This window comes from Rhizobium sp. N122, from assembly GCF_002211295.1.
Classification (GTDB): Bacteria; Pseudomonadota; Alphaproteobacteria; order Rhizobiales; family Rhizobiaceae; genus Rhizobium.
In genome coordinates, this window is sequence record NZ_LOKU01000080.1 from 210576 (window position 1) to 234881 (window position 24306).

Sequence of the window (24306 nt, forward strand, 5' to 3'; positions counted from 1 at the left end):
TCATTTTGCTCCCGGAAAGACGCCGTCGAACAAATCGCCGGAATCGTCGGCCACATCGCGGATTTCCCGTCGCAGCGTCGGATCGTAGCCGCGGCGCGTGGTGTCGTTGTTGTGCGAGGCAAACAGCGTCGCATCGTCCACCGTGAAGGCGTCCTTCCAGCGGAGGCTCCTGATCGTGTCGAGATCGTCGGAATCCCTGAACTTGTAGACCCGGTCGGCCGTCGCGGTGACCAGCTGCGGCTTTTCATTGGCGAGGTCGCCGACCATGTCGCCGAAATCGCGGCCATCGCTCTTCAGCGTGTTCTGCACGTCTTCCCAGACGAAGGTGCGCTGCGGCTCGCCGCCGCCTTCGTGCGAGGGCGTGCGCGAGCAGCTCATAGCGTCGCGCCCGGGCAGTGCCGGCAAGGCCGGGAGCGGGAAGACATTCGAGAAATCCGACGTGCAGTCCAGCCCGTTCGCCTCGGCGAAGGCGGCGTTGCGCATGGCCAGCATGGTCCCGACCTTCTTGGTCGAGATCCTGTTGGCGTGGATCATGAAGATCACGATCAGCAGGATGACCGGTGCGGCGAGCACGAATTCGATCGAGGCCAGGCCGCGGCGGTCGCGATGCAGCCGCATCATCAGGCCGCCGGCCGGCGCGCCGCCGGTCGTCTCAATGTGTGTTGACGGCAGCCCAGGCATTGGCTCCTCCCTGGTCGAAGACGCGGGTCAGGCCGGTGAAACTGTCGGCGGCCGGGCTCTGCTTGATGGTGTTCGAAACCTCGCCGGTATTGTCGGCGAGCGTGGCAGGCGCCAGCGATGCGAGCCAGTCCTGCGTATAGAGGTCGAAGGCCGTGTAGTTGTGGACCCAGCTCTGCGCGAGCGCATAGGCGGAGGGCGTCTTGTCCTTGAAGATGCGGATCTGCAGCCTGGCGCGCGGGGCACGGGAAACGATCGCCAGCGTCTGGTAATCGTCGAGCTGCTCGCCGCCGAAGGGCGTGAAGTTGAAGGGGATGCGTCCTTTCAGCCAATAGGGCTTCGGGAAGGAGATGACCGGCAGGGGAGCACCTGCCACCGAGATCGCACCGCCGGCCGGGCCGCAGACCTGGTTCCAGATCATGTCGAACTTGCGGGTGAAATCATTCTCGTCCTTCGTCTGCTTATCGGAATAGCGCGGCGGCACGTCGATCGGCAGCTGGAAGGGGTTCACGACGCCGAATTCGAGACCGAAGAACTCCTCTGCAACGAAGAAGCTGGCATCGAGCGTGAGTTCCTCCCACCAGCTCAGATCGGCATATTGCTCGATGATCGCCTTGAACGGGATCTTGCTCAGATAGGCCGGGCCGAAGGCTTCATAGAAGATGTAGAAGTTCACCAGCGCATCGTCGATGCCGCTTTCGTGGTTGACGAAGTCGCGGATATGGCTGCCGTCGACGCCGCCGGCGGTCAACGGACCCTTGCCGTTGGGGAAGCCGCGATTGGCGAACTCGCCGCGCATCAGGAACGGGTCCTGTCCCTCCGTGCCCCGGCTCATCGCCAGGCACATTTCAGCATAGGCCGCAGCGGGATTGACGCCGTCGCGATCGACCGGCAGGTTGCCGCCTGCACCCTCGCCGGCGTCGTTGCAGGAGTCGCATGGCGGATGGAAGACGACATGGTCAGACTTGTTCATGCGCACCAGATGCAGGGCTTCGTTGCCGACGCGCTGCGGAAAGCTCTCGACGAGGTAGTCGTTGAGATCGTTCATGCCGTCGATGATGTCGCTGGACTTTTCGATCAGGCCCCAAGGATCATAATCGAGCTGTGCTTTTACCGTATAGGCAATCGCAATGGTGGCTTCCGTCGCCCGGAACCCCTGGAACGCCAGGCAGGCGCCGTAGATGATGCCGCCGACGATCGGGACCTTCTGCCAGCCCGGGCAATAGGGCATCGGCGGCATCGGCGGCAGGAGCGACGCCGGGCCGAAACCCTCGGTGAAGGAGTATTCGGCGAGTTTCGCCAGAATGGCGGTCGAGCGCAGGGCCAGTTCCGCCGTGGTGAGCTGGAAGGCGACCGAGGTCGCCATGACGACGGTGGCCTGCGAGGAGGCGACGTTGTTCATCGCCATGATGTTCAGATAGCGTGCTTCCCAATCGGCATGGACGAGCGCGGCGGCGTCGGCCGTGTCCTGGGTGCGCTGCTTGTCGTAGATCATCTGTCCCGTATTCAGGATCCAGACGATCATCAGCGCGAGCGCGATCGTCATGTAGAGAATGATCGGCGACAGGAAGCCGCGCTCGTCGCGGTGCAGGCGCTTGATGAGGGTCGGTGTCATAGCAGGTTCACCTCCGCCTTCGAGATCGTGTAGTAGCGGCCGTCTTTCCTCTGGCCGCGGGCAAAGACCCAGCCGGCATATTCGAGCAGCAGGAAACGCGCTTCGACTGTGGCGGTTACCGGTACATGCGGCGAGCGGTTGATGGCGGCATAGAGCGCCATCGGCGCGCGGTCGACGGTGACCGTGACGTTTTGCGGGTCGAACATATAGCGGGCCTGGTTGCGCATCGCCCGCCAATTTTTCGAAAGGCCCGAAGCGTCGGCAAGGCTCTTCAGCGCCTCTTCCGGCGGCTGGCAGGCGCCGACGCATTTCAGCTGGTCGTAGGGGGCGGCCGGGATCAGCGCCAGGCGGGCGGCAAGATCGGCTTTCCCGGGAGCGGCATCGTCATCGCAGGTCTTGGCGTCGATGAAGCTGCGGATGGTGATCGGCAGGGCCGGGCAGAAATAGACGCGGGCGCTGCGGGCCGCCGCATAGGCGGCGTAATGGGTGAAAAGGTGGTTTTTCGCCAGGATCGCGAATTGAAAGACCACAAACATGAAGAAGACGAAGACCGGCGTGACGAGCACGAAATCCATCATCGTCGTGCTGCCCGATATATCGCCATGCAGCTCCGATATCCGGCGCCGGCGGGCAGAAAGCCGCGGCAGGAGCAGCATCGAGGCAAGCAAGATCATCGCGATCGCAAAGGTGCCGAAGAGCGCGCCGTGATCCTCGGGGATCCAGAAGGTCCGTGAGTGCAGGATCGAACTCCAGAAGGCACCGTCGAAGAGGGGGCGTTCGAGTTCAGCGCGCATTGCCGTTACCTCACGAGTGAAAGAGGGGTGAAATCGGGCATGAACAGGCACCAGAAAAGTCCGAGAGCGGCGGCAACGCCGAAGCGGACGGTATGATGGGTTTCGCGCGGCTTCAGCACCGAGGCGGCATCGCGAAAACCGGCAGGCAGGAGCAAAGCGAACAGTCCGACGTTCCTGGCCAGCACGCTCCACTGAACACGCCGGCCCATCGAGAAGAGGGCGATCACGCCGCCGACCATCAGCGATGCGAGCGTCACGTCGATGGCGGGCCAGAGGCCGAGAATGGCGCCGAGCGCCGCCATCAGCTTGACATCGCCGCCGCCGCAGCTGCCGGCTGCGAAGGCGATGATGAAGATCATGCCGGCCGCAACGAGGCCGGCAAAGGCAAGGCCGATCCCTGCCAGACCCCCGTTGACTGCCGCCAGCATGAAACCGGCAAGCAGGCAGGGATAGGTCACGGCGTTCGGGATGTGACCCTGGCGGTGATCGAGCACCGCCGCGGTCGTGGCGCAGGCGACGGCGAGAGCCGCCGCCGCAGGCATCAGGGTCAGATCATAGGTCGTATCCATGATCCCAGCCCTTTTATTGACCCGGCTCGGGAATTCTCTCGGCATCCGAGAGCGCCGTGTTCTTTTCGTTGAACCATTCGCCGATCTGTTTGCCGAATGCGAGCAGGAGCAGCATCAGCGGAATGACGATCAGGGCGACGGCAAGGACGATCTGGGCCATGTCGCCGCGTTCGTCCTGGTGAAGTGCAATTGCGAGAGTCTTGAGTTTTCCAAACATCTGCGTATTCCTCGTTCCTAGGTTTGTTTCGGATCGAAGACCTGAGAGAAGATTACCAAGCATACGGTATCGATCCGAACCAGCACGTTGCTCGTTCCAATGATATGTTCTGCTTCAGCTTTTCTTCCCCGGCGGCCAACGCTTGTTGAGCGACACCATTAAGACCCAAGAGTGCGCCCAAGGCCAGCCCTCCGTCAAGCAAACGGAACGGAGGGTTCCAATTGTCTTGGAGGCGTCTCATGATGAAACGCAGTTGACGGCTGAAATTCCAAACTAACCGCCTGAACCTGCTATAGTTTTACCCTTTGGAACGCGTTCTTCGCCGGCATTGCGAGCTGCCGTTCACTGCCCCATAATTGGTCAATTCTTTCAAGGTGATAGAATAGATGGAGCAGAAGCGCCAGAACCGCCGTCCGCGCGGGGACGCGACCATGGCGTTGCTTGGCGATCTGGATTAAGCTTATCCGACAGATTGGGCTTGGCCCTTCAGTCGTTCCGGAGAGAAAACCATGGAAACGATGAGCAGCATTTTGATACTCGCACTGGTCCTCATTCCGCTGATGATGTTCTTTCCGACCGCGGTTCAGATGATGGCGACATTGTTCGGCATGAGCACGGTTCTGGTGGGGATGCCGCTCTGATGAAGGCCGTTTCCGACGACGCCGCCGAACAGGCGACCTTCCAGGTCCTGACCCGGGCGCTGGACAAGCTCCTGGGCCCGATCCGTTTCCTGCTCGAGGATCCGAGCGTTTCCGAAATCCTGATCAACGGGACATCCGACATCTTCGTCGAACGGCGCGGCAAGCTCGAACGCGCCGATACGCGGTTCGCCAGCCGCGAGGATCTGGAATCGGCCGCGCGCAGCATCGCGCAATTCTCCGGCAAACGGCTGACGCCGGAGGAGCCGAGCGTCGAGGCGCGCCTGCCGGATGGTTCGCGCGTGCAGATGATCCAGCCGCCGGCCGCCCGCACCGGGCTCTGCATCTCCATCCGCCGTTTTTTGAAAGAACATCGCAGCATCCGCGATCTCGTAACCCAGGGCAGCCTGACCGAGGAGTCGCTGACACTGCTGCAGGCAGCCGTCGGGCTGCAGAAGAACGTCATCATCTCCGGCGGCACCGGCACCGGCAAGACGACCATGCTGAACGCGCTGTCGGAAGCCTTTGCCGACCACGAGCGCATCATCGTCATCGAGGACACCTCGGAACTGCAAATCCGCAAGGAGCATGTCGTCTATCTCGAAGTGACCAAGCCCGACCGTTTCGGCCGCGGCGGCGCCAGCATCCGCGACCTGTTCCGCTCATCACTGCGCATGCGACCAGACCGCATCATCGTCGGCGAGTGCCGCGGCGGCGAGGCGCTCGACATGATCCAGGCGATGACCTCAGGCCATAGCGGCAGCCTGTCGACGGTGCATGCCAACACACCCTACGATGCCCTGCACCGGCTGGAAACGCTGGCGCTGATGTCGGATATCGACATGCCGCTCCGGCCGCTGCGCGCCCAGATCGCCTCGGCCGTCGACGTCGTCGTGCAGATCGCCCGCTTCAAACGCACCGGCCGACGCCGGGTGATTGAGATTTCCGAGATCAAGGGCCTCAACGAGGATGGCCAGTACATCGTCGAGAGCATCTACAAGCTGGAGGGCGACGGCCATTCCAATTCCGACGGCGCCCTGCTCTGGACCGGGGTCGTGCCGAGTTTCGCCGCTGATGCAGTGGAAGAGCTGCAAGGTGCAGCGCGCGCGGAATGGATGAAGGCCGAAGCCGCCGTGCTGGCAACGGCTTGAAAGCCATTGGCGGACGTTAGCTGAGGACTGTGTGGCTGACTCTCGAAGCTTGGCAAAAAGCCCATCCCTATCTCCCTGATTCGAAGCAGGGAATCACGACAAGCAGCGGCTGTCATCTCAATTCCGATTCCGCGTTCAGCGGACGCGCTCTAGGGCCTCAACTAAAATGAGCAGGTTGTCGACACCAGTTTCACACATTCGAGTGTGTAGGAACGACGGTACCTAGAAGTACCTCTTGCCTGTGCAAATTGCTCTGCGGCTTGTTCGCAATTGTCTTGTGCTTGTTCTTCGGCTTCCTCAACGGCGGTGTAATGGTCCGTATCCCCAATTAAAGGAACACGCGCCAGCCCGAAGACGTCGGATAGACTTTCCTCGCTTCGATACATAGTTGGCACAGCTACCATGCCGCATTGGCCAAATGCGTTGCACATAGGCGTGAAGCCGGTACCCCGCTGGGTCGTTTCAAACGTAGGTTTGCGCGTGACGTACAACGCACTCGCCCATGGGGTCGTGCGGTACGTAGAAGCGCTTGTAACATTCCCGTAGACAGTCGCGCCCCGTGCATCAACATAACTTTTTACTTCGACATTTTGAACGTTCGCCTTGCATATATCTGCAGCCATCTGTCGACGAGTTGCTGTGGGATCCTCCCGTGTACATCCTGTCAACAAAAATGAGAAAGCGGCAACCGCGAAAGCTACTGAGCGCTGACGTCGCATTTCTCTTTGCTTTCCAAGGCGTTCTCGCAGGTGTTTAGCTGCTGGGCGACGGCGGCCTGTTTGTCAGGTGCCACTTTGTCGCCAACTGCGGCTTGCGCAGCATCCACCTCTTGTTTGCTGACATCTTTAAGTCCGGAAGGAAATAATTTCGCTGCCACGTCAGTTCCGACAGGTAAATTTACAGTCACTGTCGGTGTTTGCGTTGTTGCGCCGCCATTCGCTGAAGAATTTATACTGCCTCCAATGTTTGCTCCAGCAGAGTTCACCGTCGAAGTAGTCGTACTGGTGCTGCTCGTGCAGGAGGTCAATAAAATAAAAGGAAATAAATATGTAAATCTCTTCACAGCAATCCCCCATCGCGTGTATTTTTTTACGCTAGCAAAACAGTTCGCGTATGGGAAGATGTTTCGGCTGAGAACAAAGAAAAAATATAGTTTCGCTGACCTGAAGTCGAGTGCAGGGTTCGGGCGGAAGACGACAAGCTGCGTCATGCATCTTGAGGGGCTACGGGAAGAGCGGATAATGCAGCCATCTATGACTAGAGTAACGTCCAACTGCTTCGGTCTGCAACCTACACAAGGCTCAATCCATCAGACCCAAGGCTAAGCGGAAATTTTGGATGAGTTTTTCTATTGCCCCAATGATTCTGCAGCCCACATAATAGTTACCGAAGTTTGTTTTACATCATCCTTAAATCAGAGAAATTTCGCATTATTCAAGGTTGATAAACTTATAAGAGAAGAGTAATTTAGTTTACCGATCTCAAGGTGAGTTGATCATGGCCTTAGGAGTCTACAGCAGGAGCGGGATTCCTTGCCGTAGATATACTTTCGCATGCCCATACAACGGAGAAACAATGGCTTAGCAAATTTTCTGGAGGGGATCATGAAGCAACTACTTGCTTTAATAGCGTTGGCCATGATGCCATGTGATGGTCTGGCGCAAGAAGTCGATGAATTTTCGCGTCAAGAACTCTTCGCGGCCGTGAGGCTTAGCACTCCCGGAGAAACAGCGCTCTCTTTCAGTCGTGTTTTTGATTTCACGAAGGACACTCGGGACGGTGATATTTTTGGGATAGACACGTCGCACCACACGGAAGATGGCTGCAAGTGTGAACTCAATTGGAACGCCATCCTCAAGCAAAAAGTTGGCTTCGTCTATTTGAAGGCGACCGAAGGAACCTCCTACACCGACCCGACATTTACGGCAACGGTCGGAAGAATCCGAAAAGCCAACCCATCCTTACCCATCGGGGCATATCATTTCCTGTCCAAGAATGTTGAAGCCAAAAAACAAGCCGAACACTTTATCGCCGCCGTTGGGCAATTGGGCGAGATGCAACTTCCACCCAGCCTTGATCTGGAGTGGAATCTCGGACCAGACACATTTGAGTGTCCCACCGACGCTAAGGTCAGCATAAAGACCCGCGGCGGCAAAATTGTCCAAAAGTGCGATCAGTGGGCATTCGTGTCGTCCGAAGAAATCATCGCAAGAGCGAACGCCTGGATTGATCATGTAAAAGGCAAACTAGGACGCGACCCTCTTGTGTATACCAATGGTTCTTGGTGGAGGTCGCGTGTGGGCGCAAGCAAGCGTCTGGATCGGCTTCACACCAAGCTGATTTGGATCGCCGATTACTCGAAAAGCGGACTTGCCCGGGAAGTTCCATCCGTGCCCCAAGGAGCAGATTGGCACCTCTGGCAGTTCACCGATACAGCAAGTCTTCAACACGGCGATGGAGGAATTATCACGGTTGATGCATCGACATTCCGAGGTGACAGCGATGAGTTTGCCACCGCCCTCGGTATTCCTCATTGATGTGGAGTGGGCCAATGAGGTCTGTGCTAATCACCTTCGTGATTTGTGGCCTGCTGGTGGGGCTGGCAAGCCCTTCGTCCCCACAGGATATCCCGCAAAAAAAGTCAGAAGAGCTTGCAGAAATAGCCAAGGAGACAGCAGTCTACATCCAGGCGTCATATCTCGATCCCAACACTCAAGACGTGAAACCCGGCGAAGTTGGAACAGGCTTTATCATTTCAAAAAACGGATATGTTTTAACAGCCTATCACGTCATTAAGGATTGGGAGCTGCAATCACCCGAGCAAAAGCAGGCCCACCCCCTCGTAGCAGCCATAGGCAGCAAGTTTAGCAGTCAAGTGAACATTGATTTCGTGGATAAAGACACTCTCACGGACATCGCGATCTTGCACATTCGGGGCCAACCGGACCTCCCGTCAGCAACTGTTTGCTTGATGAACGAAGGCTTACAACCGGGCGCACCGATCTTCGGATACGGATACGCCAATAATACAGACCTTACGCCCAGCACTGGATCCTTCAGCAATGCCAATGGTGATGGAGGAACTTGGCTTGGTTCGGCCAATTTCGCTCATGGGATGAGTGGCGGGCCGGTATATAACGCTTATGGAGAGGTGGTCGGCCTTATTCGAGGTAAGATTGATTTCCAAGATGCAACTAACTTCATTACGCCTATCCGGCGGGCCAAAAGAATCGTCGATCCGGTTACCGCGTGGATCGAGCAATGCGCGGCAGAAAGCGATAGTGGCGATGATGGAGATGTTGACCCTAAACCGGTAAACCCGCTGGAGGGTACCGACGTCGTCTACTTTGAAAAAAGCGCAGACGGCGGCCGAGTACGCCAAGTATTAGCACAAAACACTATCCCGGTAGATCTTCGCGATAGCACCGAAGGCGGCGCGAGCAATTGGATCCACTGTGGAGAGGATGTCCCGGTCGAACATCTCAAAAAGCTTGCCCGATTGCTTCTTGATGGCGGAATTGGAATCGTAGGGATTTCTCCATCGATGTATACAGAGCTGCCTCATCGGCTGACAATCGAAACAATCAACGTATCGACACCCCGGGCTACTTTGTCATCATCGGATATCGACAACTTGGATGCGTGCGCCAGAGTCTCAGGGGACGTCGATTTTTCGACCATCGAAGAAGAATGGGTTGGGAGATCAATCTGGAAAGCAAGTGGTAATTTCTGCTCGGAGTTGCTCGATTTCTGGGATGCCGCCGAGAACCTAGCGGGCCTTCATTATCGTTCCAGTGGCAAATTAGTTACGCTTGAGAACTTCGAAAGCGGACGATTGAACGAGTCATTCGCAATCGACCAGAGTCCGTCGACGCCTCCACGCTGCTTTACCAGTAGCAACGTCGTCTATTGTCGCAAGATAGTCGGCACATCGACTGACGTTTTCAGTCGCGTATACCGCAGATCATTAGACCAAATGCAGTCCTGCATCGAGGGTGTTGGCGGCCAACTGACGAACACAGGCAAGTGTAGCGTTGGAGATGCAACAGGTTTAGCCTGTACGGATTTAGAACGTCCGGCCACCAAGTACCGGTGTGGCTGTACTCGCGTCGGGATAACGATGTCTATATGATTGGAATTCAGGCCAATGTGGTCGACCTTCAGAACCCCTAGTTTCGTAGGGGTGAAATGAATCCGATGTGTTCAATGGAGAGGGACGAGTGAATCCCGCACGCGTAAAATAATAGCCAGCTGGTGCCGGCCAACTCCTGCGGTCCAAGCGGCGCTTACCCATGACCCCGAGGCGCGACGTAGCGCGAGGTATAGCCGGTAGTGACACACGCTGCGTTACGTTGCGCAATGTCACATCGATCTTGACACCGGCTATTTGTGACAAGGTAGCCTCGGGCTTAAAGGTCGAGGTTACACATGACGAAAATCGGTTATGCCCGGGTCAGCACGGTTGATCAGGATTTTGAAATTCAGCAGCAAGGTCTCCACACTGAGGGATGTCAGATCATCAGGTCTGAAAAAGTGTCTGGCGCGAGCCGCGAAGGCCGAACGGAGCTCGCAACCATCATCGAATTTCTCCGTGAAGGTGACGAGCTCGTGGTCACTCGGTTGGATCGCCTTGGGCGCGATACGCGCGACGTTCTCAACATCGTGCACGAGTGCGAGCAGCGGGGTGCATTCGTCACGATACTTGACCCTCACGTCTCGACCCGCGGTGAAATGGGGCATGTTATCCTGACCGTGCTTGGGATGGTCGCGCAGATGGAGCGTAGCGTCATAAAGGAACCAGCGCGAAAGCATCGACAAGGCGAAAGCTGCTGGCGTCTATAGGGGCGGCAAGGTGCGCGTCGATCATTCGTTATACGGAGGCTCCATAGCGGGGGCTGGGAGCGTCTACTATCGCGACAGCGGCAAAATGCTCGCGAATGCAAGTCTATCGCGTTTTGGAGATTTCTCCAAAAATGCAGGCGCTGCCACCTTCATCGCCGTTCCCCGGTAACTTTGTCCATGACGGGAGGCTGGAAAATTTGAGTCGGTCGCGATAAGAACCCAGGTGAAATCGTGCGATTTTTCATGACCAAATTTAAACGGAATGGACCAAGATGCGCAAAAAAATCGATACGTTGATACTAGATTTGGACAACACGTTATTTGACTGGTTCGAGATTTGGTATGCGAATTTCAGCCCCATCTATGCAAAAATTGTAGAACTCTATAGTGGCGACGAAATCGCAGCGCAGACTGCAATTCGACCGATACATCAAAAAGCGAGAACATCCGAGTACACGTTTCTCATCGAAGATCTTGCGGCGAACGATGCCTCGCCCAACCCGATTAATGGGCGCGGTGACTTCACCGATGCCCTTATCTGTGCGCGTGAAGGCAGAGATGCGAAGACGAAGCTATATCCAACCGTTTTTCAGTCTTTGTGGGACATAAAAAATTCGGGCGTCAAAGTAATTGCTTACACCGAATCCCTTGGCTTTTACAGCGCCTATCGGCTCAAACGAATGGGCCTCGATGGGGTTATAGACATCATGTTTTGCCCGGAGGACCACGATACCCCGTCCGGAGTATCAGTGACGCAGCTGCGAAATCGCGCCGATGAGTCTTATGGTCTTCAGGTTACTCAGATTTTGCATACTCCAAAGGGTGAGCTTAAACCCAACGTCAAAATCCTGCGCGAAATAATGAATGTTGCAAATGCAGATCCAAGCCGGTGCGCCTATGTCGGGGATAGCCTGTTTAAGGATATCGCTATGGCCCGTGACGCAGCGATCTTCGATGTTTACGCAAAATATGGCGAAGCTCAAAGGCGCCCGGAATACGACCTTCTACGCAATGTTTCTCACTGGACGCAGGAAGACGTAGAACGCGAACGCTCAATAATGAACACCAAGCTGGATTTTACGCCGAGCGCAACGTTGCACGAGTGCTTCGCAGAAATATTCAAATTCTGCGACTTTATTAAGCACACGCCGGAAAACATCTCTGATACTCAGAACGATACTACGGAAACGGATAAAATTAACGTGGATATCTGGAAAAAGGTAGTCGATGTTCAGCAACATTTTAACGATATGGGCCTGAGGATAAGGAACTTCGCAATAACTATCGTTGGCGCCCTCATTGCAGCCATAGGCGTAATGTCTCAGCGGGGAATGTACATCACCTTTTTCGGAATGACGTTCCCTATGGCCGTTTCCCTCGTCATCGCAGCTATCCTTGCTTGGGGCGCCTTTTTCCTGATGGACAGATTTTGGTACCATGTTCTCCTAAAAGGGTCGGTCGACCATGCAGCGAAAATCGAAACTGCATTGAAGGACAGGTTCCCGGGTATCACCCTGGGAGGGACCATCTCTGAAAAGAGCGGTGCGGTGAAAATCTTGGGGATTTACATGAGTTCCATTCGCCGCCTTAACGCATTCTACAGCCTTGGATTTGCCATGCTGGCTGTTGTTGGAATTGCACTTTATATGGCAACCCCGGCGCAAGAGACCAACCAGCGGCAGCAATCTCCTTCCCCCACGGATTCACCTGCAAAATCGTGACCCGAAGCTTTTTTTGCTCATTGGCTGTCATTGATACCGGATGAGTATGTTCGTGATAACAAAGCCACGATTTCCTTCGACGGAAATGAGAATGATGGGCTCTCTGTCGACTTTCTGTTCGACAGCGCGCTGACACTCTCCTTTGCCGATGGCAGTACCTTGGAGGTCAAGCCCGCCCAAACAACGGCGCCCAGCCTTGTATCGTCATACGGACAAGTCTGACCAAAGCCCTCGCCGACAAGGCAAGGCGCTGCGGACACCGGCATCGGCAGGATTTCTGTTGCTGCGCAATTGAAGCCGTCTTTCCTTTTCGCCCCGTTAGCGTCGTTCCCGACACCGCCGGTAAGGATAGCCTCTTATGCGCTATCCTTCTCGGCGCTCGCCGCCATATGGACGAGTTCGTCCCATAGACTTTCGGCAAAACTGCGCAGGACCGTGAGTTCGAAGCTGTCATCGCCGGTGCGGGCGATCTGTACGGAGATATGGCCGACCATCGTCATTGCCGAGCCACCTTCCGGGAAGACGGAAGGGTCGAGATCGATGGCGGTGCCTTTTGACAGCAGCAGCCGCGAGGAGCGGCCGGAAACGCCCATGCGGACGCGTCCGTGGCTCTGGTCCATGACGACGGCTTTTCCGGCAAGCGCTGCCGCTAGGACTTGGAGACCGGCGGGAGAAAGCGGCGCGTCGCCGGCGACGAACCATTGGCGGAAGCCGGCCTTGCGGATCGAACTGTTCGCGAGGCCGGCTTTGGCCAGCTCGGCGGTCAGTGCCGCCGGTTCGATCGCGCCGAGCACGTGCAGCAGATGGCCTTCCGGCAGGGCTTCCAGCCGGAGGCCGGATTCTGCCATGCCGTTATATCGAGCGCCGGCGAGAACCGGTCTGTGCTGGGGAAGATCAGGCATGGAGCTTCTCGTTTTCGGGATCGATGAAGACGGGATGGCAGAGCACCGCATCGGTGTATTCATTGTGCAGGCCGTTCCAGACCGTCACCTTCTCACCGATGCGCTCCGGCCCGCGCCGGACGAGCGCCAGACCGATCTTATGGCCGAGCGTCGGCGAAAAGGCGCTTGAGGTGACATAGCCCTGATCGTTTTCGAGCGTCGCCGCAGCGCCTTCGGCAAGGATATGCGAGCCGGTGCGGAAGCCGCTTGCCGGGTTGAGCGGCCTGACGCCGACGAGGCGCGGCCGCTCGGGATCCTGCAGGCCCTCACGGGCGAGCATCGCCTTGCCGATGAAATCCGGCTTGGTCGATGACACCATGCGGGCGAAGCCGAGATCGCCCGGAGTGACCGTGCCGTTGATCTCGGCATGGGTGACATGGCCCTTTTCGATGCGCAGCACGCCGAGCGCTTCGGCGCCATAGGCGCAGATGCCGTGTTTTTCCCCGGCCGCCATGATGGCGTCGGCAACGCTCTCGCCGTAGCCGGCCGGCACGGCCAACTCGTAGGCGAGTTCGCCCGAGAAAGAGATCCGGAAGAGCCGGCCTTCGACACGGCCACCGAAAAGCGAAACCTTGCGGGCGCTCATGAAGGGGAAGGCGGCATCGGAGATATCCTCGTCGACGATCTCGGAAAGGATGGCGCGGGACTTCGGCCCGGCAACGGCCATCTGCGCCCATTGATCGGTCGAGGAGGCGAAGCAGACGTCGAGCTGCGGCCACAGCGTCTGGGCGCAGAATTCGAGATGGGTGAGCACGCCGGCGGCAAGCGCCGTCGTCGTCGTCATGAAGAAATGCTCGTCGCTGAAGCGGCTGGTGGTGCCGTCGTCATAGATGAAGCCGTCCTCTCGCAGCATGATGCCGTAACGGGCCTTGCCGACGGCAAGCTTGGCGAAGCCGTTGCAATAGACCCGGTCGAGGAAGGTCGCGGCATCCTTGCCGAAGATTTCGATCTTGCCGAGGGTCGAGACGTCGCAGAGGCCGGCATTCCTCCGGATATTCAGCACCTCGCGATCGACGCTGTCGCGCCACGTCGCCTCGCCTGTGCGCGGGAACCAGGAGGAACGATACCAGAGGCCGGTTTCGACGAAGACCGCGCCGTTCTTCTCAGCCCAGCCATGCAGCGGCGATTTGCGCGCCGGCTGGAAGTCCTTGCCGCGCGATGCGCCGGTCAGAGCGCCGAAGGAGATCGGCGTATAGAACGGCCGGAAGGTCGTCGTTCCCACGTCGGCCGGCGACACGCCGCGCGCTTCGGCCAGGATGCCGATGGCGTTGATATTGGAAAGCTTGCCCTGGTCGGTCGCCATGCCGCTGGTGGTATAACGCTTGGCAAGCTCGACATGGCCGTAGCCTTCGCGCACCGCGAGGCCGAGATCCTTGAGATGCACGTCGTTCTGATAATCGACGAAAGCCTTGCCCTTCGAGCCTTTGACGGACCAGAGCGGCTTTGAGCCTTGAACCGCTTGCGGCTCAGCAGCAAAGGCCGGTTCCGCGGCTGCGAAACCGATCGCCTTCAGGGCAGCGGCCGCCTTTGCGGCTCCATCGCCGAGGCAGGCCGCGATTTCCTCAAGGCCGGCGGCCGAACCGGCAACGGCAAGGCCGTCTTGCGCGGCCGGCGCCAGAAACGCCGAAGCTTCGTCCGACCACTGCGGCTTGCCGCCGCGGTGGCAGGCAAGATGGATGATCGGGCTCCAGCCGCCCGACATGGCCAGCGCATCGGCGTCGATGCGGTGGGTGCCGCTTGCGGTTTCGACGCTGACGCCGTTGAGGCGCTTGCCGCCGAACGCATCGACGATCCGGGCGCCCCTCAGCACCTCGGCGCGACCCTGCCAGGTCTTTCCCCCATCGGCGCGGCTGTCGACGATCGCCGCGACGGCGAGACCGGCCGCTTCCAGATCGGCCGCCGTACGGTAGCCGGCATCGTTGGTGGTGAAGATGACAGTGCTTTTGCCCGGCGCGACTGCCTGCCGGTTGAGATAGCTGCGCATGGCGCCCGCCATCATCACGCCGGGAATGTCGTTACCGCCGAATACCAGTGGCCGTTCCTCGGCGCCCGTCGCCAGGATCGCCTGCCGGGCGACGATGCGCCATAAGCGTTCGACCGGGCGGTCCGGATCGGGCAGCGCCACATGCTTCTGCACACGCTCGACGGCGCCGAAGACATTGTCGTCGTACCAGCCGAAGACGGTCATGCGCGGCAGGCGGCGCACATTTGCCAGCCCCTCGAGTTCGCTCAGCAGCTCGGCGATAAAAGCGTCCGCCGGCTTGCCCTCGATCAGGCCGCTTTCGGACAGCAGACTGCCGCCGAGCTCGGGGCCTTCGTCGGCAAGGATGACGCGAGCCCCGGCGCGACCGGCGGTGAGCGCTGCGGCAAGACCGGCCGGGCCGGCGCCGATCACCAGCAGATCGCAATGCGCCCAGCATTTCTCATAGGTGTCGGGATCGGCCTCGTAGGAGGCTCTGCCGAGGCCCGCCGCCTTGCGGATCACCGGCTCGTAGAGCTTTTCCCAGAGGGCTGCCGGCCACATGAAGGTCTTGTAGTAGAAACCGGCGCTGAGGAAGGGCGAGAGCAGGCCGTTGACCGCGCCGACATCGAAGCCGAGCGACGGCCAGCGGTTCTGGCTTCTTGCCGCCAGCCCCTCGTAAAGCTCGATCATCGTCGCGCGCGTATTCGGTTCGGTGCGCCCGCCGCTGCCGGTCGTCACCAGCGCGTTCGGTTCGGCAGCACCCGCCGTCAGGATGCCGCGCGGGCGGTGATATTTGAAACTGCGGCCGACGAGCTGGACGCCGTTGGCAAGCAGCGCCGAGGCGAGCGTATCGCCCGGATGGCCTGCGAGCGCCCTGCCGTCGAAGCTGAAGCCTAGGGTCGTGGCGCGGTCGATGCGGCCGCCGGAGGAAAGACGGAAGCTGGTCATGCCGGTTCTCCGCCGAGCTTCGCAAGGGCGGCATCCCTGACGCCGTGGACCGCATGGGTGACGGTATCGCGTTCGACGATCAGCCAGCGGCGGCATCCGGAGGAATGGTGCCAATATTCGCTGTGGCGGCCGCGCGGGTTGTCGCGCAGATAGACATAGTCGAACCAGGCCTGCGCGCCGGCGTCCGGCGCCGGCCTGACAAGGCCGGCATCGCCGCGGATCGAGAATTCCTCCTTGGGCCGGGCGCCGCAATGGGGACAGGAAATCAGGCTCGCCATCGTCAAATGTCCTCAGTGCAGATTGGGCTGGGCGCCGACGCCCTTTTCGTCGATCGGATAGCCGCGGGCGAAACGATCGAGCCGGAAGGCGCGGGCGGTCTGATGCGGGGTGTTGCGGGCGATCAGATGGGCGTAGCAGAAGCCGGAGGCGGGCGTCGCCTTGAAGCCGCCGTAACACCAGCCGGCGTTGAGATAGAGATTGCCGATATGGGTGCGGTCGATGATCGGCGAGCCGTCCATGCTCATATCCATCACCCCGCCCCAGGAACGCAGGAAACGTACCCGCGACAGCGAAGGGATCATTGCCACGCCGGCTTCGGCGACATGCTCGACGGTCGCCAGATTGCCGCGCTGGGCATAGGAATTATATCCGTCGATATCGCCGCCGAAGACGAGGCCGCCCTTGTCGGACTGGGAGACGTAGAAATGTCCGGCGCCGAAGGTGACGACATTGTCGATGAAAGGCTTCAGCCCCTCGGAAACGAAGGCCTGCAGCACATGGCTTTCGATCGGCAGGCGGAGGCCGGCCATATCGGCGACGACGGTGGAATTGCCGGCGGCTGCCAGCGCCAGCTTGCCGCAGCCGATGAAGCCCCTGCTGGTCTCGACGCCGGTCACCTGACCGTTTTCGCGGCGGATTCCGGTCACCTCGCATTGGGTGATGATGTCGACGCCGCGGCTGTCGGCGCCGCGCGCATAACCCCAGGCGACCGCATCATGGCGCACCGTGCCGCCCCGCGGCTGGAACAGGGCGCCCATTACCGGGAAACGCGCATTGTCGAAATCGAGGAACGGCAATTTTTCGCGCACCGCCTGCCGGTCGAGAAGCTCGGCGTCGACGCCGTGCAGCCGCATGGCGTTGCCGCGACGCGTATAGGCATCGCGCTGCGCGTCGGAATGAAAGAGGTTGAGCACGCCACGCTGCGAGACCATGGCGTTGAAGTTGAAGTCCTGCTCCAATCCTTCCCAGAGTTTCATCGACAGCTCGTAGAAGGGATTGTTGCCGGGAAGCAGGTAGTTCGAGCGGATGATCGTGGTGTTCCGGCCGATATTGCCGGAACCGACATAGCCCTTTTCGAGGACGGCGACATTGGTGATGCCGAATTCCTTGGCTAGGTAATAGGCAGTGGCAAGGCCGTGACCGCCGCCGCCGACGATGACGACGTCATAATGCGGCTTCGGCGCCGGGTCGCGCCAGGCGGGCGCCCAGCTTCTATTGCCGCGAAGGCCGTTGAGAAAAATCGAAAGAGCGGAGTAGCGCATGGGTCAATCCGAAAAGAACGGCTGCATGATGCCAGAAAGACCGGGATCAACTTGCATAATGAGGACATGAATGATTAGAAAAGAGACATGTCCTCCTCCGATGCCAGAAATGTCCAGGAGATCGGCTTCATCCTGATCCCGGGATTCGCGCTGATGTCCTATGCCTCGGCGACCGAGCCGCTCAGGGCGGCAAACCTTCTGGCCGGGCGCGAAATCTATCGCCTGTCGATCTTCTCGCCGGACGGCGCGCCGGCGCTCTCTTCCTCTGGTGTCAGCGTGCCAGCCGAACCGCTTCCCGCCAGAGGTTCGAATCTCGACATGGCCTTCGTCTGCGCAGGCGGCTCGCCGCGTGACTGGCGTTATCCCGGCGTACTTGCGTGCCTCAGGCAGCTGTCACGCGAGGGTGTGCGGATCGGCGGCATTTCCGGTGGTCCCTATCTGATGGCGGCCGCCGGGCTGCTGGAGGGCCGCGATTTCACCATCCACTGGGAGCATGCGGCCGCCCTTCTCGAGGCGTTCCCGGATCTCACGCCGCGCCAGGCGCGCTTCATGATCGACGGCAACCGGATCACCTGCGGCGGTGGCATCGCGCCGCTCGACATGATGCATGTGCTGATTGCCGGGCGCATGGGGCCGGATTTCGCCCGCCGCGTCAGCGACTGGTATCTTCACACCGAGGTCAACGAGCCCGCCGCACCTCAGCGCGCCTCGCTCGCCGAACGCTACGGCGTCCACCACCCGGGGCTGCTCAGCGTTCTCGAACGCATGGAGGAGACGATCGAGATGCCGCTCGGCCGCGCCGCCATGGCGCGCATCGCCGGCGTCACCACCCGCCATCTCGACCGGCTGTTTTCGGCCCATCTCGGGATCACCTTCCTCGATCAGTACCATCGGATCAGGTTGCAGCATGCCCATCGCCTCTTGAAGCAGAGCCCGCTTTCCGTTTCGGAGATCGCCGTTGCCACCGGCTTTTCCAGTCTCAGCCATTTTTCCCGGATGTTTCGTGCCGTTTACGGCATCGCTCCGCGCGAGGCGCGGCGGGAATAGTTTTCCTCCTGGTTGAGAAAATTTCACTATGGCGATAGGATTGTCGTTGAACGAAGCGAAGGCGGCAGCATGAAATCCAAGCTTGAAGCGGCAAAACAACCGGAACCGGCGCGCGGCGAACGCGCTGCCTTTTCCCAGGACCCGCACGCCGTTCGGGAGCCGAAGGAAAACAACCTCGAAATGGCGATCGGCCATGAGGTGCGCGCCTATCGCAAGAAACTCGGCATCACCGTTACCGATCTGGCGGCCGCGACCGGCATTTCGCTCGGCATGCTGTCGAAGATCGAGAACGGCAACATCTCGCCGTCTCTGACGACGCTGCAATCGCTGTCGCGCGCGCTCGGCGTGCCGATGACCGCGTTCTTCCGCCGCTATGAAGAACCGCACAACGCCGTCTTCGTCAAGGCGGGGCAGGGGGTCGAGCTCGAACGGCGCGGCACGCGCGCCGGCCACCAATATAATCTGCTCGGCCATATCGACAATAATTCGAGCGGCGTCATCGTCGAGCCCTATCTCATCACGCTGACGGCCGATTCCGACGTCTTCCCGACCTTCCAGCACGAGGGCATGGAGTTTCTCTATATGCTCGAGGGCGAGGTCGTTTACCGCCACGGCGACCAGCTTTTCCAGATGCAGCCGGGCGACAGCCTGTTCTTCGATGCCGATGCGCCGCATGGGCCGGAACAGCTGGTAAAGCTGCCGAGCCGCTACCTCTCGATCATCAGCTATCCCCAGCAGAAATCCCGAAGCTGAATTGCCTTAAAAGAAAAATTTATTCCTCGCAGTTGATGTCTCGACATAGTCCTGCTACTCCTTTCTCACCATGAACGGAGGCACGCGCTATGTGCGGCATTGTTGGACTGTTCCTCAAGGACAAGAGCCTTGAACCCCAGCTGGGAAATCTGCTCTCGGATATGCTGATCACCATGACGGATCGCGGACCGGACTCGGCCGGCATCGCGATCTATGGCGGTTCAGCCGAGGGCAGGGCGAAGATCACCGTCCAGTCCGCCAGCCCCGGCGTCGACTTCGAAGGCCTCGCTGGCGACCTGGAGAAGTCCGGCATCAGGGCCGAGGTCTCGGTCAAGAGCACGCACGCGGTGATCGAGCTCGATGCCTCCAAGCTTGGCGCCGTGCGCAAGGCGCTCGCAGAGATCCGCCCGGCGGTCCGCCTGATGGGATCGGGCGAAAGCGTCGAGATCTACAAGGAAATCGGTCTTCCGAAAGACGTCGTGAAGCGGTTCGACGTCCGCACCATGAGCGGCACCCACGGCATCGGCCATACCCGCATGGCGACGGAATCCGCGGTCACCACGCTCGGCGCCCATCCGTTTTCGACCGGCGCCGACCAGTGCCTGGTGCACAACGGCTCGCTGTCCAACCACAACAATCTGCGCCGCGAACTCATCCGCGAAGGCATGACCTTCGAAACGCAGAACGATTCCGAAGTCGCCGCCGCCTATCTCACGGCCGAAATGGCCAAGGGCAAGGATCTCGGCCAGGCGCTGACCGGCGCGCTCGACGATCTCGACGGCTTCTTCACCTTCGTCGTCGGCACCAAGTCCGGCTTCGGCGTGGTGCGCGACCCGATCGCCTGCAAGCCCGCCGTCATGGCCGAAACGGACCAGTATGTCGCCTTTGGTTCGGAATACCGCGCGCTGGTCAATCTTCCCGGCATCGAGAATGCCCGTGTCTGGGAGCCGGAGCCGGCGACCGTTTACTTCTGGGATCACGACAAGGCCGCCTGAGGGACGCCTGACAGCAGGAGGCGGCTGACACCACCTCCCAGACAACCGAGGATTCCAACGAGGATTCAATGCCGACATTCGATCTTTCCAACACCCCTCTTCGCGAATTGAACAGCGCGCTGCACGCCCTTTCCCAAGGCGCCAACGACACTGAATTCGAGGTCATCAATCCGCGCGGCAGCCATGCCGTCGCCGTCGGTATCGACAGCCCCGTCACGGTCGCCGTCAGAGGATCGGTCGGTTATTACTGCGCCGGCATGAATGACGGCGGCAGGGTCACGGTTCATGGGTCCGCCGGTCCGGGCGTTGCCGAAAACATGATGTCCGGCACCGTCGTCATCGAGGGCGACGCCAGCCAGTATGCCGGCGCCACCGGACAGGGCGGCCTGCTGGTCATCAAGGGCAATGCGGCCTCGCGCTGCGGCATTTCGATGAAGGGCATCGACATCGTCGTTCACGGCAGCATCGGCCACATGTCGGCCTTCATGGGCCAGTCCGGCCATCTCGTCGTGCTCGGCGACGCCGGCGATGCGCTGGGGGATTCGCTCTACGAAGCCAAGCTGTTCGTCCGCGGCGCGGTCAAGAGCCTCGGCGCCGACTGCATCGAGAAAGAGATGCGGCGGGAGCATCTGGACAAGCTTGCCGAACTGCTCGAGCGCGCGGGCGTCACCGGCGTCAGGCCCGAAGAGTTCAAGCGCTACGGCTCCGCCCGCAAGCTCTACAATTTCAACATCGACAACGCCGACGCGTATTGAGGCGAGGGACACCCATGAGCTATCACAACCCCTATACCCCGCCCCGCAAGTCCGCGACCTTCGACGACTATACGCTCGCCGAAATCCGCCGCGCGGCGGCGACCGGCATCTACGACATCCGCGGCGCCGGCACCAAGCGCAAGGTGCCGCATTTCGACGATCTGCTGTTTCTCGGCGCCTCGATTTCGCGCTATCCGCTCGAAGGCTATCGGGAGAAGTGCGACACGACTGTTGTGCTCGGCTCGCGTTTCGCCAAGAAGCCGATCACGTTGAAGACGCCGATCACCATTGCCGGCATGAGCTTCGGCGCGCTGTCCGGCAATGCCAAGGAAGCGCTCGGCCGCGGCGCGACGATCGCAGGCACCTCGACCACAACGGGCGACGGCGGCATGACCGATGAGGAGCGCGGCCACTCGCAGACGCTGGTCTATCAATACCTGCCGTCGCGCTACGGCATGAATCCCAAGGATCTGCGCCGCGCCGATGCCATCGAAGTCGTGGTCGGTCAGGGCGCCAAGCCCGGCGGCGGCGGCATGCTGCTCGGCCAGAAGATCTCCGACCGCGTCGCCAATATGCGCAACCTGCCGAAGGGCATCGACCAGCGCTCGGCCTGCCGCCATCCGGATTGGACCGGCCCCGATGACCTGGAAATCAAGATCATGGAGCTCCGCGAGATCACCGATTGGGAAAAGCCGATCTACGTCAAGGTCGGTGGGGCGCGTCCCTATTACGACACGGCCCTTGCCGTGAAGGCGGGCGCCGATGTCGTCGTGCTCGACGGCATGCAGGGCGGCACGGCGGCGACCCAGGACGTCTTCATCGAGAATGTCGGCATGCCGACGCTCGCCTGCATTCGCCCGGCGGTTCAGGCGCTGCAGGATCTCGGCATGCACCGCAAGGTGCAACTCATCGTGTCGGGCGGCATCCGCTCCGGCGCCGATGTTGCCAAGGCGCTGGCGCTCGGCGCCGACGCGGTGGCGATCGGCACGGCGGCACTCGTCGCCATCGGCGACAACGATCCGCACTGGGAAGAGGAATATCAGAAGCTCGGCACGACGGCCGGTGCCTATGACGATTGGCATGAAGGCAAGGATCCGGCCGGCATCACCACCCAGGACCCGGAACTCGCCAAGCGGCTCGACCCGGTCGCGGCCGGCCGCCGTCTCGCCAACTATCTGAAGGTGATGACGCTCGAGGCGCAGACCATCGCGCGTGCCTGCGGCAAGAACCATCTGCACAACCTCGAGCCGGAAGACCTCGTCGCCCTGACGATCGAGGCCTCGGCCATGGCGCAGGTGCCGCTCGCCGGCACCAACTGGATCCCCGGCAAAGGGGGTTTTTGATTTCTACCGGCCGGGCAAACGTCCCGGCCGTTCCATATCCATAACCAAGGTGTCTCCAAGAAATCCAAAGGGGAACGAGAATGACACTGGACCTTGCTGCTTTTGCCAGAGACAAAGGCATCAAATATTTCATGATCAGCTATACCGACCTGTTCGGCGGCCAACGCGCCAAGCTGGTCCCCGCCGAAGCCATCGCCGATATGCAGAAGGATGGCGCGGGCTTTGCGGGCTTTGCCACCTGGCTCGATCTGACGCCCGCCCATCCCGACCTGTTCGCGGTTCCCGATGCATCCTCCGTCATCCAGCTGCCCTGGAAGAAGGACGTCGCATGGGTCGCGGCCGACTGCGTCATGGAGGATCAGCCTGTCGAACAGGCGCCGCGCGTGCTGCTGAAAAGACTGGTCGCTGAGGCTGCGAAAGAAGGGCTGAGGGTCAAAACCGGCGTCGAGCCGGAATTCTTTCTGATCTCCGCCGATGGTTCGGTGATCTCGGATCAGTTCGATACCGCCGAGAAGCCTTGCTACGATCAGCAGGCGGTGATGCGCCGCTACGACGTCATCGCCGAGATTTGCGACTATATGCTCGAACTCGGATGGAAGCCCTATCAGAACGACCACGAGGATGCGAACGGCCAGTTCGAGATGAACTGGGAATATGACGATGTTCTGAAGACGGCGGACAAACACTCCTTCTTCAAATTCATGGTCAAGTCGGTCGCCGAAAAGCACGGGCTTCGCGCCACCTTCATGCCGAAGCCCTTCAAGGGCCTGACCGGAAACGGCTGCCATGCCCATATTTCGGTCTGGGACCTCGACGGCAAGATCAACGCCTTCGCCGACAAGGAAATGGCCTTCGGGCTTTCGGCGCAGGGCAAGACCTTCCTCGGCGGCATCATGAAACATGCCTCGGCTCTTGCCGCGGTCACCAATCCGACGGTCAATTCCTACAAGCGCATCAATGCGCCGCGCACCACATCCGGCGCCACCTGGTCTCCGAACACCGTGACATGGACCGGCAACAACCGCACCCACATGGTGCGCGTGCCGGGGCCGGGACGTTTCGAGCTGCGCCTGCCGGATGGGGCGGTCAATCCCTACCTGCTGCAGGCGATCATCATCGCCGCCGGCCTTGACGGCATCCGCAGCCAGGCCGACCCCGGCCGGCACTACGATATCGACATGTATGCCGAGGGGCACCTGGTGAAGGACGCGCCGCGCCTGCCGCTCAACCTTCTCGATGCGCTGCGCGCCTATGATGCCGACGAGGGCCTGAAGCAGGCGATGGGAGCGGAATTTTCCGCCGCCTATCTCAAACTCAAGCATCGGGAATGGAATGCCTACTGCTCGCATTTCACCGAGTGGGAGCGGATGAGCACACTCGACATCTGAGCGGTCGAACGATCTCCTAAAGCGCGTTGCACGTCAATTGATTCATGCGGCGCGCTTTAGCTGTTTATTTTTGTGCATGTCGTTATCCGAGAACCGCTGCGCACTTCCCGGCGATATGCAGTAAATGACCACCGACACGCCGGGGCTGACAGGCTTCGGCGTCGTCGCATCCCCGGGCACCCGATCTGGCCAAGGAAGAGACAGCATGAAAAACGTCGTACTCACCGTCTCCTGCAAATCGACGCGCGGCATCGTTGCGGCGATTTCGAGCTATCTGGCCGAAAAGGGCTGCAACATCATCGACAGCTCGCAGTTCGACGATCTTGATACCGGCAAATTCTTCATGCGCGTCAGCTTCATTTCGGAAGAGGGTCTGTCCGGATCGGAGATCGGCGCCGATTTTGCCG

23 protein-coding genes are annotated in these 24306 nt (G+C 59.9%); 13 read left to right on the forward strand and 10 right to left on the reverse strand.

Features of this window, described 5'->3' with window-relative positions; all coding sequences use genetic code 11:
* From ATY75_RS33590 to ATY75_RS33610, 5 genes are read right to left on the reverse strand one after another with little or no spacing between them, the layout of a single operon-like run.
* Complete coding sequence (locus tag ATY75_RS33590) at positions 1–681, reverse strand: TadE family protein (RefSeq protein ID WP_088940791.1); 681 nt, start codon at positions 679–681, stop codon at positions 1–3.
* Complete coding sequence (locus ATY75_RS33595) at positions 653–2293, reverse strand: Tad domain-containing protein (protein WP_088940792.1); 1641 nt, start codon at positions 2291–2293, stop codon at positions 653–655. Before ATY75_RS33595 ends, ATY75_RS33590 begins: the two co-directional genes overlap by 29 nt.
* Positions 2290–3087 (reverse strand): TadE/TadG family type IV pilus assembly protein, encoded by a 798-nt coding sequence (locus ATY75_RS33600; RefSeq protein ID WP_064843649.1) that lies wholly within the window; start codon positions 3085–3087, stop codon positions 2290–2292. Before ATY75_RS33600 ends, ATY75_RS33595 begins: the two co-directional genes overlap by 4 nt.
* Positions 3088–3092: 5 nt before the next feature.
* Positions 3093–3656 (reverse strand): A24 family peptidase, encoded by a 564-nt coding sequence (locus ATY75_RS33605; RefSeq protein ID WP_088940793.1) that lies wholly within the window; start codon positions 3654–3656, stop codon positions 3093–3095.
* Between the two features lie 13 nt (positions 3657–3669).
* On the reverse strand, positions 3670–3873 hold the full coding sequence (locus tag ATY75_RS33610; protein ID WP_003563674.1) for a hypothetical protein: 204 nt from the start codon (positions 3871–3873) through the stop codon (positions 3670–3672).
* Between the two features lie 509 nt (positions 3874–4382).
* On the opposite strand from ATY75_RS33610, the gene ATY75_RS35525 reads away from it, so the two are divergent.
* The gene (locus ATY75_RS35525; RefSeq protein WP_003594894.1) at positions 4383–4514 is read left to right on the forward strand and encodes a hypothetical protein; all 132 of its coding nucleotides are present in this window, start codon (positions 4383–4385) and stop codon (positions 4512–4514) included.
* A complete protein-coding gene (locus ATY75_RS33620) occupies positions 4514–5662 on the forward strand; it encodes an ATPase, T2SS/T4P/T4SS family (protein ID WP_245317680.1) in 1149 nt (382 codons plus the stop codon). Before ATY75_RS35525 ends, ATY75_RS33620 begins: the two co-directional genes overlap by 1 nt.
* 697 nt (positions 5663–6359) lie before the next feature.
* Here ATY75_RS33620 and ATY75_RS34455 read toward each other — a convergent pair.
* Positions 6360–6872 (reverse strand): hypothetical protein, encoded by a 513-nt coding sequence (locus ATY75_RS34455; protein ID WP_143535395.1) that lies wholly within the window; start codon positions 6870–6872, stop codon positions 6360–6362.
* Positions 6873–7266: 394 nt separating this feature from the next.
* Between ATY75_RS34455 and ATY75_RS33635 the strand changes: the two genes are divergently transcribed.
* The 4 genes from ATY75_RS33635 (at position 7267) to ATY75_RS33650 (ending at position 12225) form a co-directional block, all read left to right on the forward strand.
* Positions 7267–8199, forward strand: a complete 933-nt coding sequence (locus ATY75_RS33635; RefSeq protein ID WP_190241476.1) for a GH25 family lysozyme — start codon at positions 7267–7269, stop codon at positions 8197–8199.
* 14 nt (positions 8200–8213) lie between these two features.
* Positions 8214–9794: a serine protease gene (locus tag ATY75_RS33640; protein ID WP_190241477.1), complete on the forward strand. Its 1581-nt coding sequence runs from the start codon at positions 8214–8216 to the stop codon at positions 9792–9794.
* Between the two features lie 296 nt (positions 9795–10090).
* Entirely contained in the window at positions 10091–10504 is a 414-nt protein-coding gene (locus ATY75_RS33645) for a recombinase family protein (protein ID WP_348627426.1), read from the forward strand.
* 272 nt (positions 10505–10776) lie between these two features.
* Complete coding sequence (locus ATY75_RS33650) at positions 10777–12225, forward strand: HAD family hydrolase (protein ID WP_088940798.1); 1449 nt, start codon at positions 10777–10779, stop codon at positions 12223–12225.
* 356 nt (positions 12226–12581) lie between these two features.
* On the opposite strand, the gene ATY75_RS33660 is transcribed toward ATY75_RS33650, so the two are convergent.
* From ATY75_RS33660 to ATY75_RS33675, 4 genes are read right to left on the reverse strand one after another with little or no spacing between them, the layout of a single operon-like run.
* Positions 12582–13127, reverse strand: a complete 546-nt coding sequence (locus ATY75_RS33660; protein ID WP_088940800.1) for a sarcosine oxidase subunit gamma family protein — start codon at positions 13125–13127, stop codon at positions 12582–12584.
* Positions 13120–16077 (reverse strand): sarcosine oxidase subunit alpha family protein, encoded by a 2958-nt coding sequence (locus tag ATY75_RS33665; protein WP_088940801.1) that lies wholly within the window; start codon positions 16075–16077, stop codon positions 13120–13122. Before ATY75_RS33665 ends, ATY75_RS33660 begins: the two co-directional genes overlap by 8 nt.
* Complete coding sequence (locus ATY75_RS33670) at positions 16074–16355, reverse strand: sarcosine oxidase subunit delta (protein WP_088940802.1); 282 nt, start codon at positions 16353–16355, stop codon at positions 16074–16076. Before ATY75_RS33670 ends, ATY75_RS33665 begins: the two co-directional genes overlap by 4 nt.
* A gap of 12 nt (positions 16356–16367) precedes the next feature.
* On the reverse strand, positions 16368–17618 hold the full coding sequence (locus tag ATY75_RS33675) for a sarcosine oxidase subunit beta family protein (RefSeq protein WP_088940803.1): 1251 nt from the start codon (positions 17616–17618) through the stop codon (positions 16368–16370).
* Positions 17619–17705: 87 nt separating this feature from the next.
* On the opposite strand from ATY75_RS33675, the gene ATY75_RS33680 reads away from it, so the two are divergent.
* The 7 genes from ATY75_RS33680 to ATY75_RS33710 all read left to right on the forward strand — a co-directional run.
* Positions 17706–18665, forward strand: coding sequence for a GlxA family transcriptional regulator (locus ATY75_RS33680; protein ID WP_088940804.1), 960 nt, complete (start codon positions 17706–17708; stop codon positions 18663–18665).
* Between the two features lie 69 nt (positions 18666–18734).
* The gene (locus tag ATY75_RS33685; protein ID WP_088940805.1) at positions 18735–19418 is read left to right on the forward strand and encodes a helix-turn-helix domain-containing protein; all 684 of its coding nucleotides are present in this window, start codon (positions 18735–18737) and stop codon (positions 19416–19418) included.
* A gap of 89 nt (positions 19419–19507) precedes the next feature.
* Complete coding sequence (locus ATY75_RS33690; RefSeq protein WP_088940806.1) at positions 19508–20413, forward strand: glutamine amidotransferase family protein; 906 nt, start codon at positions 19508–19510, stop codon at positions 20411–20413.
* Positions 20414–20481: 68 nt separating this feature from the next.
* The gene (locus tag ATY75_RS33695) at positions 20482–21168 is read left to right on the forward strand and encodes a GXGXG domain-containing protein (RefSeq protein WP_064843626.1); all 687 of its coding nucleotides are present in this window, start codon (positions 20482–20484) and stop codon (positions 21166–21168) included.
* A gap of 14 nt (positions 21169–21182) precedes the next feature.
* Entirely contained in the window at positions 21183–22511 is a 1329-nt protein-coding gene (locus ATY75_RS33700; RefSeq protein WP_088683612.1) for an FMN-binding glutamate synthase family protein, read from the forward strand.
* A gap of 80 nt (positions 22512–22591) precedes the next feature.
* Positions 22592–23899 carry a type III glutamate--ammonia ligase gene (gene glnT / locus ATY75_RS33705; protein WP_088940807.1) on the forward strand — a complete coding sequence of 436 codons (1308 nt, stop codon included), beginning with the start codon at positions 22592–22594 and terminating at the stop codon, positions 23897–23899.
* Positions 23900–24104: 205 nt separating this feature from the next.
* On the forward strand, positions 24105–24306 hold a 202-nt coding region (locus ATY75_RS33710), incomplete at its 3' end, for an ACT domain-containing protein (RefSeq protein WP_143535397.1).